Source organism: Streptacidiphilus neutrinimicus (genome assembly GCF_000787815.1).
GTDB lineage: Bacteria > Actinomycetota > Actinomycetes > Streptomycetales > Streptomycetaceae > Streptacidiphilus > Streptacidiphilus neutrinimicus.
In genome coordinates, this window is record NZ_BBPO01000136.1 from 1 (window position 1) to 10,427 (window position 10,427).

General features: G+C 73.6%; 8 protein-coding genes. 4 read left to right on the top strand and 4 right to left on the bottom strand.

Annotated features, from left to right (window positions below; genetic code table 11):
• Positions 1-162: 162 nt before the first annotated feature.
• A complete protein-coding gene (gene ligD, locus TR48_RS37160) occupies positions 163-1,194 on the bottom strand; it encodes a non-homologous end-joining DNA ligase (protein ID WP_042375093.1) in 1,032 nt (343 codons plus the stop codon).
• 75 nt (positions 1,195-1,269) lie between these two features.
• Here ligD and TR48_RS37165 point away from each other — a divergent pair, with 75 nt between their 5' ends.
• Positions 1,270-2,349, top strand: coding sequence for an ATP-dependent DNA ligase (locus tag TR48_RS37165; protein ID WP_042375096.1), 1,080 nt, complete (start codon positions 1,270-1,272; stop codon positions 2,347-2,349).
• Here the strand turns inward: TR48_RS37165 and TR48_RS37170 are convergent.
• Positions 2,301-3,605 carry an MFS transporter gene (locus tag TR48_RS37170; protein WP_052443367.1) on the bottom strand — a complete coding sequence of 435 codons (1,305 nt, stop codon included), beginning with the start codon at positions 3,603-3,605 and terminating at the stop codon, positions 2,301-2,303. The genes TR48_RS37165 and TR48_RS37170 overlap by 49 nt on opposite strands.
• 84 nt (positions 3,606-3,689) lie before the next feature.
• Between TR48_RS37170 and TR48_RS37175 the strand changes: the two genes are divergently transcribed.
• A complete protein-coding gene (locus TR48_RS37175) occupies positions 3,690-4,121 on the top strand; it encodes a protein-tyrosine phosphatase family protein (protein WP_042375097.1) in 432 nt (143 codons plus the stop codon).
• 59 nt (positions 4,122-4,180) lie between these two features.
• On the opposite strand, the gene TR48_RS37180 is transcribed toward TR48_RS37175, so the two are convergent.
• Entirely contained in the window at positions 4,181-6,478 is a 2,298-nt protein-coding gene (locus tag TR48_RS37180; protein ID WP_084730085.1) for an ArnT family glycosyltransferase, read from the bottom strand.
• Positions 6,479-6,782: 304 nt separating this feature from the next.
• Here TR48_RS37180 and thrS point away from each other — a divergent pair, with 304 nt between their 5' ends.
• Entirely contained in the window at positions 6,783-8,000 is a 1,218-nt protein-coding gene (gene thrS, locus TR48_RS37185) for a threonine--tRNA ligase (RefSeq protein ID WP_042375102.1), read from the top strand.
• A 39-nt stretch (positions 8,001-8,039) separates the two neighbouring features.
• Here thrS and TR48_RS37190 read toward each other — a convergent pair whose 3' ends face one another.
• Positions 8,040-8,522 (bottom strand): hypothetical protein, encoded by a 483-nt coding sequence (locus TR48_RS37190; RefSeq protein ID WP_201777211.1) that lies wholly within the window; start codon positions 8,520-8,522, stop codon positions 8,040-8,042.
• A gap of 298 nt (positions 8,523-8,820) precedes the next feature.
• Between TR48_RS37190 and TR48_RS37195 the strand changes: the two genes are divergently transcribed.
• The gene (locus TR48_RS37195) at positions 8,821-9,855 is read left to right on the top strand and encodes a serine protein kinase RIO (RefSeq protein ID WP_052443368.1); all 1,035 of its coding nucleotides are present in this window, start codon (positions 8,821-8,823) and stop codon (positions 9,853-9,855) included.
• Positions 9,856-10,427: the final 572 nt, after the last annotated feature.

Genomic DNA, 10,427 nt, shown 5'->3' on the forward strand with positions numbered 1-10,427 from the left:
GCCCCGAGCCGCTCGGCGCTGACGGGCGTACCCGTCCCGCCGCGCGCGTTGCTGGCCGCGGAGGGTGCCGCCTGGCCGGCCCCGGAACCGGGCGGCGCAGTCGTGGTCGGCGCGGGCGCGCCGCTCGGGCGCTGCCACCGCCCGGTGCCCGGCGCGCAGTGCCTACTTCTCCTCGGGCTCGGCCTTCGGGTCGTGCTTGGCGCGGCTGGGCTGGACGCGCTTGGGCTCGCCCGGCATCTTCGGGTACTCCGGCGGGTAGGGCATGTCGCCGAGCCCGTGGTCGTTCTCGTGCTCGTCCGCCAGGGCCAGCGCGGCCGTGATGTCGTGACGCTTCGCGTCCATCTCCGCGTGGACGTCGCCGAGTTCGGCGTAGCGGGCGGGCATGGTGGTGATGTCGAACTGGTCCGGGCGGACCTGGTCGACCTCGTCCCAGTGCAGGGGCGCGGAGACGGGGGCGTTGGGGAACGGCCGGACGGAGTACGCCGAGGCGATGGTGCGGTCGCGTGCCATCTGGTTGTAGTCCACGAAGATGCGCTCGCCCCGCTGCTCCTTCCACCACGCCGTGGTCACCCGTCCCGGCATCCGGCGCTCCAGCTCGCGGCCGATCGCGATGACGGACCGTCGGACCTCGGTGAAGGTCCAGCGCGGCTGGATCGGGACGAAGATGTGCAGGCCGCGGCCGCCGGAGGTCTTGGGCCAGCCGTGCAGGCCCAGCTCCTCCAGCAGGCCGCGCAGCTCCAGCGCGGCCCGCACGGCGTCGGAGAAGTCCGTGCCCGGCTGCGGGTCGAGGTCGATGCGGAGCTCGTCGGGGTGGTCGGTGTCCTCGCGGCGGACCGGCCAGGGGTGGAAGGTGAGGCAGCCCCGGTTGACCGCCCACAGCACCGCGGCCTCCTCCGTCGGGCACATCTCGTCCGCGAAGCGGCCGCTGGGGAAGGCGATGCGAGCGGTGGGGATCCAGTCGGGCATGTCGCGCGGGGCCCGCTTCTGGTAGAACGCCTCGCCGCCGATCCCGTCGACGAAGCGCTGGAGCGTCGTGGGCCGGTCCCGCAGCGCACGCAGCGCGCCCGGGGCGACGGCCTCGAAGTAGCGCGCGATGTCGATCTTGCGGAAGCCGGCGTCGGGGAAGTAGACCTTGTCCGGGTTGCTGACGCGCACCGCGCGCCCGCCGATCTGCAGCTCCATGGCCTCGCCCATGTTCCTCACCGTAGGACGGACCCCGGCGGCGCGCCCGTCGGGCGCGCCGGGTCCCCGGGCCGCAGAATCGGCTGCATGGACCTGCCCGTGATGCCGCCCGTCAAGCCGATGCTCGCGAAGTCCGTGGCCAGGATCCCGCCCGGGATGCTCTACGAGGCCAAGTGGGACGGCTTCCGCGCGGTGATCCACCGCGACGGCGACGAGACGGTCATCGGCAGCCGCACCGGCAAGCCCCTCACGCGCTACTTCCCTGAGCTGGTCGCCCAGCTGGAGGCGCAGCTGCCGCAGCGCTGCGTCGTGGACGGCGAGATCATCCTGGTCCGCGGCGACCACCTCGACTTCGACGCGCTGACCGAGCGGATCCACCCGGCCGCCTCGCGGGTGCGGCTGCTCGCCGAGCAGACCCCGGCGTCCTTCGTCGCGTTCGACCTGCTCGCCCTCGACCAGCTCGACCTGATGCCGGTGCCGCAGCGCGAACGCCGAGCCGCGCTGGAGGAGATCCTGGAGACCGTCGAGCCTCCACTCCACCTCGCGCCCGCCACGCTGGACGCGGAGGAGGCCCGGCGCTGGTTCGACCAGTTCGAGGGCGCCGGGCTGGACGGCGTCATCGCCAAGCCGCTGGACGCCGCCTACGCGCCGGACCAGCGGCTGATGTTCAAGATCAAGCACGAGCGCACCGCCGACTGCGTCGTCGCCGGCTACCGCGAGCACAAGAGCGGACCGATCGTCGGCTCCCTGTTGCTGGGCCTCTACGACGACGGCGGCCGCCTCCAGCACGTGGGCGTCTGCGCGTCCTTCCCGATGAAGCGGCGCGAGGAACTGGTCGCCGAGCTCGCGCCGCTTCGCATGGATCCCGTGGCCGGCCACCCCTGGGCCGACTGGGCCGACGAGGAGGCGCAGGCCGGCTCCCGGATGCCCGGGGCGACCAGCCGCTGGACGGGCACCAAGGACCTGTCCTGGGTGCCGCTGCGTCCCGAGCGGGTCATCGAGGTCGCCTACGACCACATGCAGGGCGACCGGTTCCGCCACACCACCCAGTTCCGGCGCTGGCGGCCCGACCGCGAGCCGTCCAGCTGCACCTACGACCAGATGGAGGAGCCGGTCCGCTACGACTTGGCGGACATCCTCGGGCGCTCCTCCGCCGACGGCTCCTGAGCGACCGCTTCGGGGACCGCGGGGACGCTCTTCCGACTAGCGGTCGCGGGCGTGCGCGCCGCGCTCCACCGCTCGTGGCCGAGCGCGAGCGCCGCAAGCAGCGTGCCGATCACGCCCGCGACGGCGAAGCCCCAGACGGGGGAGAAGCGGTCGATCACCGAGCCGGCCAGCGGCGCGCCGAGCGAGCCGCCGAGCGTCAGTGCCGCGGCCTGCAGGCCCATCGCCTGACCGCGCGCGGACGCCGGGACGGCCGCGCTGATCGCCTCGGCGGTGGAGGCGATGGTCGGCGCGCAGACGAAGCCGGCCGGGACCAGGGCCAGGCAGGTCCACTGCCAGCCGAGCCCGGCGACGAGCCCGACGGGGATGGTGCCCAGCCCGAGCAGCAGCATCAGCAGTGACAGCCGGCGCGGGCGCGGCGTCGAGCCGTGCCAGAAGCCGCCGAGCAGCGAGGCGCAGCACCAGGCGATGATCGTCAGCCCGGCCCACTGCGTCTGCCCGTGCTCGCGCAGACTCGCGACGACGGCGACCTCGGTGCCGGACAGGGTCAGGTTCGCGGCCGTGCACATCGCCAGCACCAGCAGCAGCGTCGGGTTCAGCCAGGTGCCGCGCGGCAGCCGGGCGGGCCGGTCCTGCTCGTCCTGCGCCAGTGTCGGGTCGACCCGGTGCTGCGCCGTCAGGATCCGGCCCAGCGGCCACAGACCGAGGACGCTGGCGAGGGTCAGCACGGCGGTGGCGAACATCGACGGCGTCGCGGTGTGCAGTCCGGTGACGGCGACGACGGCGACGGCCGGGCCGACCATGTAGGCGAGCTCGACGATCATCGAGTCCAGCGCGAAGGCCTGCCGTCGCAGCTCCCCGGGCACGTGCGCGGCCACCGCCTGCCGGATCACCGGAAACACCGGTACCGACACGACCCCGCCCGCCAGCGTCGCCGCGACGAGCGCGGGATACGGCAGCGACGGAGCGATCACCCAGTAGAGCGCCTCCGCGATCCCGGTCACCAGCAGGACCGGCCGCAGCCCGTGACGGTCCACCAGCCGCCCGGCGATCGGTGAGCCGATCGCGAAGCCGATTGTCAGTGCCATCGCCACGACGCCGGCGGCGCCGTAACCGCGCTGCTGGTCGAGGACGACGTGCAGCGTGAGCAGCATGCCCTTGGCGGTACCCGGGACGCGGGCGAGAAGCGCGACGACGAAAAGAGCTCGGCTGCCCTGGATGGCGAAGACAGAGCGGTAAGGACCGAACAGACGGTGCATGGGTTATCCCTCCGAGCGGATCATTGCAGATGGCACCTGCAATCCGCTCGGGGATATTCGCATGTGGGACCGTAGCGTGACGCCGTGCCCTCGACCTGGGAGACCGGCGCCGCCGGTGTGCTGCTGCTGCCGTCGGGACGGACGCTGCGGGGGAGGGGCCTGCGCGCCCCCCTCCCCGAGGGCCCGCTGCCCGATTTCGGGCTGTACCTGCAGGGCGCGGAGCCTCCGGCGACCCCCTGGGAGTCGTGCTGGGTGCGGTGGCCGGACTTTCGGCTGCCCGCCGACGGACCCGCCGCCGCCCGCTCCCTGCGGGACGCGTGGGAGCGGGCGGCGGGCGAGCGGGTCGAGGTCGCCTGCGCCGGAGGGCGAGGGCGGACCGGGACCGCCCTCGCCTGCATCGCCGTGCTGGACGGCGTGCCGCCCGGCGAGGCCGTCGCCTACGTGCGGGCGCACTACTCGCGCCACGCCGTGGAGACGCTCTGGCAGCGCCGCTACGTGGCGCGCTTCACGCCCTGACCGACCGGGCCCGCCCGACCCCGCCCGACCAGTCCTTCCTGGTCAGGCGTCGTCCTTGATCAGGCGTCGTCGCCGCAGGAGTACAGCTGCTGGGACGCGCCCGCGCGTCCGAACGGCGAGGGGCCGCTCCGCTGCGACGGCGCGGTCGCGCCGTACGCGCTCGGCGGGACCACGGAGCACGACTGGCGGACCCAGGACTGCACCGGGCTGCTCTGCGAGCCGCCTCCCATGCCGCCGCCGCCCATGCCTCCGCCCAGCAGGACGAAGCGCAGCTGGTGGGTGGAGACCAGGTGCTGGAACTGACTCAGCGTCGGGCTCGGCACCGCGCCGGTGAAGCCGCCCATCGGGAGCACCTCCTTGCCCGTGGCCAGAATGAACGGCGAGGCGGTGCTCCAGCTGGAGGTGGCCATCACGTAGCGGGCGCCGCCGTCGTGGGAGGTCACGTACGACAACAGCTGCTGCTGCGACGCCGACAGCGTCGTCGTGCCGCTGAACCCGCCGAAGCCGCCGCCCCCGCCTCGGCCGCCGAAGCCGCCACGACCGCCACCCTCGCGGTGGCCCGCGTCGTTTCCGGTCGCAGCCGCGAACCCGGCGAAGCCGCCGTGTCCGCTCGGGCCGACCGAGCCCATCATCGAGGCCATGCCGCCACCGGAGCCGGTGGACAGGACGGAGGTGGCCCAGGCCGCCGGGGTCACCACCACGGCGAGCAGCCCGGCTGCCAAGCCGGCCGCGGCGAGACGCGGACGGGTCAGGCGCGGGACGCGGCCGACCGCCAGGAGCGCGACGGCGACGGCGGTCGCGGCGATCGCGACCGGCACCGCCCACGGGCGGAAGGTCGGGAAGGGGTTCGCCAGGTAGGACGCCCACGCCGCGGTCGCGGCGATCGCGACGGGCAGCACGAGCGCCTTGCGGCCGCCGGAGCGGTACGCACGCCACATGCCGACCAGGCCTGCGGAGCTCAGCGCCGCGAGCGGCGTGGCGATCACGCCCATGTAGTAGCTGTGTCCGCCGACGCTTCCGGCGCTGAAGGCCACGAAGAAGACGGCCAGCCAGGCGCCCCACATGAGGTAGCCGGCGCGCAGCGCGTCGGTGCGCGGCCGGCGTCGGCGCCAGGCGATGCCGCAGACGAAGGAGATCGCCGCGAGCGGGTAGAGCCAGCCGGTCTGCGAGGCGATCGCAGAGCCGAACATCTTGCTCCAGCCGCCGTCACTGCCTCCGCCGCCGAGCACGGCCGCGCGCGCCGCGAGCGAATTCGCGGAGGTCCCCTGCGCGCCGCCCGCGTTGGCCGGCCCGCCGCCGCTGCCGCCCCCGAAGCCCTGCCCCCCGGTGCCGCCGGCCTGACCCGCTGCGCCCTGACCCGCAGAGCCTTGGCCTGCCGCGCCCTGCCCGCCGAAACCGGGCGCGCCGGACCCATGCCCGCCGAAGCCGTGGCCACCGCCGCCGCCCCGGACAGCCTGGATGCTGCCGGTGTTCGAGGCGCTCACGCCGACCGAGGAGAAGCGGTTCAGGAAGTTGTACCCGACCACCATGCTGTACGCGGAGTTGTCGGTGGTCCCGTCCACGTAGGGACGGTCCTTCGCGGGGGTCAGCGTCACGAGCGCGATCCACGAGGCGGAGACGGCCACCGTCACCACGCCCGCCGCCAGGACGTGGCCGAGACGACGGCGCAGCGGCGCGGGCGCGGAGAGGAGGTAGACCAGCGCCAGCGCGGGCAGCACCGCCCACGCCTCCAGCATCTTGGTCTGGAAGGCCAGACCCACCCACACGCCGGAGAGGACCAGCGTCCGCAGGCGGCCGGTCCGCGCCGCGCGCTGCGCCGCCTCGGCCGCGCAGATCAGCAGCAGGGTGAAGGCGGGGTCCTCGACGGAGGTGCGGAACAGCCCGGCGACCACCGGAGTGAGCGTGAAAAGCCCGCACGCGAGCAGCGCAGCGTTCGCGCCGGCCCACTCTCTTACCGCCTTGTAGAGCACCAGGACGGCCAGCACACCCTCGATCGCCTGGGGCAGCGCCACCGACCAGGCGTGGAATCCGAAGATCCGCGCGGAGAGCGCCTGCGGCCACACGAACCCGGGGAGCTTGTCCAGCGTGATGGTGCTCGCCGGGTCGAAGGAGCCGAAGACGAACGCCTTCCAGCTCTCGGCGCCGCTGCGCGCGGCGTTCGCGTAGAACCCGTGGAAGGACGCCTGGTCGATGCGCCAGAAGAACAGCAGCGCGGCGAGGGCCGTGATCCCGAGCAGGGCGGGCCGCGCGTAACCGGGCTGGTCGGCGGGGGATCTCCACGGTCGGAGACGGGTGTCGCGCGGGAGGTTCGGAGATTCCGGGGGCGTCGTGAGCACGCCCGTGACACTTGGAGCCATAGACATGACACTGGGTGGCAAACCTGTGAAAACGCTCTGAATCGTCCCGACTCGCCGGTTTTCATAACTCGCTCAGGCGCAGGTCTTGCCGTGTACGGAGAAATCCGTGGCAGCCCCGTACCCCGGCTGCTACGGTCGCTCCATGCAGATCGCAGCCGCCTCCACGACGACGCCGGATCCCGTCCCGGCGCGCTGAGAGCTGTCACAGTCCAAGCCCCGGGCGAGTGCCCGGGGCTTTCGCATGCGGTCACTCGCTCCGGTCTCCCGACGTCCCCCGAAGACCGACTTCCGCGAGGTGACCACGATGTACGACCACCGCAAGCTCGGCCGCGAGCTGGGCCTCTTCGACACCGACCCGATGATCGGCGCGGGGCTCCCGTACTGGCTCCCGGACGGGGCCGTGCTCCGGCACGAGCTGGAGGAGTACGTCCGTGACCTGGAGCGTCGCTCCGGCTACCGGCACGTCTACTCGCCCGTGCTCGGCAAGCGCGAGCTCTACGAACGCTCCGGTCACTGGGCGCACTACCGGGAGGACATGTTCCCACCCATGCGTCTCGGCGCGGAGGAGGTCGTGCTGCGGCCGAGCCTGTGTCCCCACCACGCGCTGATCTACCGGTCCCGCGCCCGCAGTTACCGCGAGCTGCCGCTGCGCCTCGCCGAACTGGGCGGCATGTACCGGTCCGAACTCTCCGGCGTGCTGGGCGGCCTGACCCGGGTCCGGGCCATCCAGCTCAACGACGGCCACGTCTTCTGCACCCTGGACCAGGTCGCGGACGAGGCGGCCCGGGCGCTGGAGCTGATCCGGGAGGTCCACCGCGTCCTCGGCGTGGAGCCGGTCCGCTACCGGCTCTCCCTCCCCGGCGAGGGCGGCAAGTACGTCGCCGCCCCCGAGCTGTGGGAGCGGTCGGCCGCCGTGCTGACCGAGGTGCTGGAGAAGTCCGGCCTGCCCTTCGAGGCGCAGGAGGGCGAGGCCGCCTTCTACGGGCCCAAGATCGACGTCCAGATCGCCGACGGCGCCGGGCGCGAGGCGACCCTGTCGACCGTCCAGGTCGACTTCCACCAGCCCGAGCGGTTCCAGCTCGAGTACGTCGGCGCGGACGGTGGGCGCCACCGCCCGGTGATGGTCCACCGCGCGGTCATCGGCAGCATCGAGCGGGCCGTGGCGCACCTGATCGAGCTCTACGGCGGGGCGTTCCCGGCCTGGCTGGCGCCCGTTCAGGTGGTGCTGCTCCCGCTCTCGGCGGCGGAGGAGCCGCAGGCCAGGGAGGTCGAGGCCAGGTGCCTGGAGCTGGGGCTGCGGGCCGGGATCGCCGGACCCGAGCGGGGCACCCTGGGCGCGCGGATCCGTGGCGCGCGGCTCGCGCCCTACCAGGCCGTCATCGGCGCGCGCGAGGCCGCCGACGACCTGGTCGCCCCGCGCCTGCGCGACGGCTCCCGCCCGGGCCCGCTCCCGGCGGCGGAGTTCGTCGCGCGGGTGGTGGCGGGCGTCGCCGCGCGCGAGAGGGAGCCGCGGCTCGGCTGACCGGCTCCGGTCAGCGCCCTCGGGAGACCTGGACGGCCGTCAGGAGACCTGGATATGGGTGTCCATGCCCAGGCTCTTGTGGCTGTCCACCGGGCACCACAGCTCGTAGCTGCCCTTCTGCAGGGTGACCGTCAGGTTCGCGCTGGCGCCCGGGTCGAGCGTGCCGGTCTGCGTGGTCGGCACGCCCGGCCCGGCGATGGCGAGCGCGTGCGAGACGTGCCCGGCGTCCTTCGCCACGAAGGTGTAGGAGCCCGGTGTGAACGACGTCTGCGAGAGGTGGAGCATGAACTCGGTCTCGGTGACCGTGACCGTCGTCGCCCCACTGCCGCCGCTCGCACCGCCGGTGGTCGTGGCGGCAGTGGACGTGGCGGTCGCCGGAGCGGCGCTCGTGGCGGCCGGCTGCGACGCGGAGCCGGAACTCGAGCTCTTCGAGGAGCTGCAGCCGGTCGTCACCACGGACACGACGACCGCGAGGGCGACCAGACCCGGGCGCAGGCGGCCCGGAGGGAGAAGGCGTGGCATGGAGTCTCCCTATCAGTCCGACCGTCGGGCGGCCCGGCGACGCGCGGTCGACGACGTCGCGTTAATTCGGTTGCGCCGTGCGGGGAGCGGGCTAGAGTAGCCGCGTTGCCGCAGTTCCGGGCCGCCATGAGGGTGCCCGGCGTGACGAGAGTGGAGGTGTGCAGACATGGTCGCCGTCCAGACGCGGCGCGCGTTCGCCTGCGCGCCAGATGCCTCCCCTTGTCACCCGCTCGCCGCTTGAGCCGCGCGTCCTACCGCTGACGCGCTCCGGCGAGCCCTCCCGCAGGAGACCCCTCCCTTGCGCAAGCGATTCGCCGACAGCGACTCCTTCGTCCGTATCACCCCCAAGGGCGGCAGCCGTCGTGGCCGCCGTTCCGACGACGCCGACGAGGCCTACGAGCCCGTCCCCCACCTCCCCGCCGAGTCCGGCTGGTACGACGGCGCCGCGGACAGCGACGCCGACCTGGCCGGAATCGGCCTCGACGACACCGACACCTTCACCGACAGCTTCAGCGACCCGTTCTCGGTCCTCGCCGACGCCGACGTGCCGCCCGAGGGCGACCGCTGGTCCAGCTGGGACCAGTCCACGCCGACGGAGAAGGGCCCCGAGCCGCGCCCGGACTGGGTCGTCACCGAACTCGGCGCCGTCGACACCGAGTTGGGCATCGTCAAGACCGGCAAGGAAGCCGACGTCTTCCTGATCGAGCGCGCCGTCCCCGGCGGCGGCCGCCGCACGCTGATGGCGGCCAAGCGCTACCGCGACGGCCACCACCGCCTCTTCCACCGCGACGCGGGCTATCTGGAAGGCCGCAGTCACAAGGAGTCCCGCGTCAGCCGGGCCATGGCCAAGCGCACCGAGTTCGGCAAGCAGGCCATCGCCGGGCAGTGGGCCGCCGCCGAGTTCGCGGCGCTGTGCCGGCTGTGGCTGGCGGGCGCCTCCGTGCCCTATCCCGTCCAGATCCTCGGCACCGAGATCCTCATGGAGTTCGTGGGCGACGAGTCCGGGGCCGCCGCGCCGCGCCTCGCCCAGGTCCGCCCCGAGGAGGCGGACCTGGACGACCTGTGGGACCAACTCGGCCACAGCCTCTCGCTGCTGGCCCGGGACGGCTACGCCCACGGTGACCTGTCCGCGTACAACATCCTGGTCCACGAGGGTCGGCTGGTCATCATCGACGTGCCGCAGATCGTCGACGTCATCGCCAACCCGCGCGGCCGCTCGTTCCTGGAGCGCGACGTGCGCAACGTCGGCGCCTGGTTCGTCGCGCGCGGTCTGCCGGAGCGGCGGGTGGAGGAGTTGGCGGATTCCCTTGCCTTCGACGCGCGGCTCGACTGAACGGCAGTTGAACGGCGGGCAGGTTAGCAGGTGGCCCGGGTCTGTATGCGAAGTTTGCCTAATCTCCGCACAGGCCTGGGCTGGGCTGCGATTGTGGCGAAAGGTCCGGATTTCGCCGGTCCGTGCACGCCCGGAGGAGCTGTGAGGTACTGCCCACCCTGCCGCCGCTACGTCAACGGCGCCGCGTTCTCCTGTGCCGGCTGCGGTGCCGCGGCCACGAAGCTCCCGTACGTCGGCCCCGACGCGCCGCTGACGCGGGAGCAGCCGCCCGTCGAGCTCCCCGCCCCGACGGTTCCGGCCCGGGTGGTGCCCCTGCATGCCGCGCCTCAGGCGCGCCGCTCCCGGGCCCGGCTCGCCCCGGCGCTGCTGGTCGCGGGCCTGGGCTTCGCAGGTCTCTGCGCTGTCGCGGGCAGCGCGGCCCCCGGCGGTGCGGCGAGCGCTCAGGGCACGCAGGGCGGGCAGCCACTCACCGCGCCCCCCCGCCGCCGGGCCGCCGTTCGGCGGCGGCGCGGTGCCGGTCCCCGCCCAGGGCGGCAGCGGCGCGACGGGCAACCCCCTCACCGCCCCGGCCC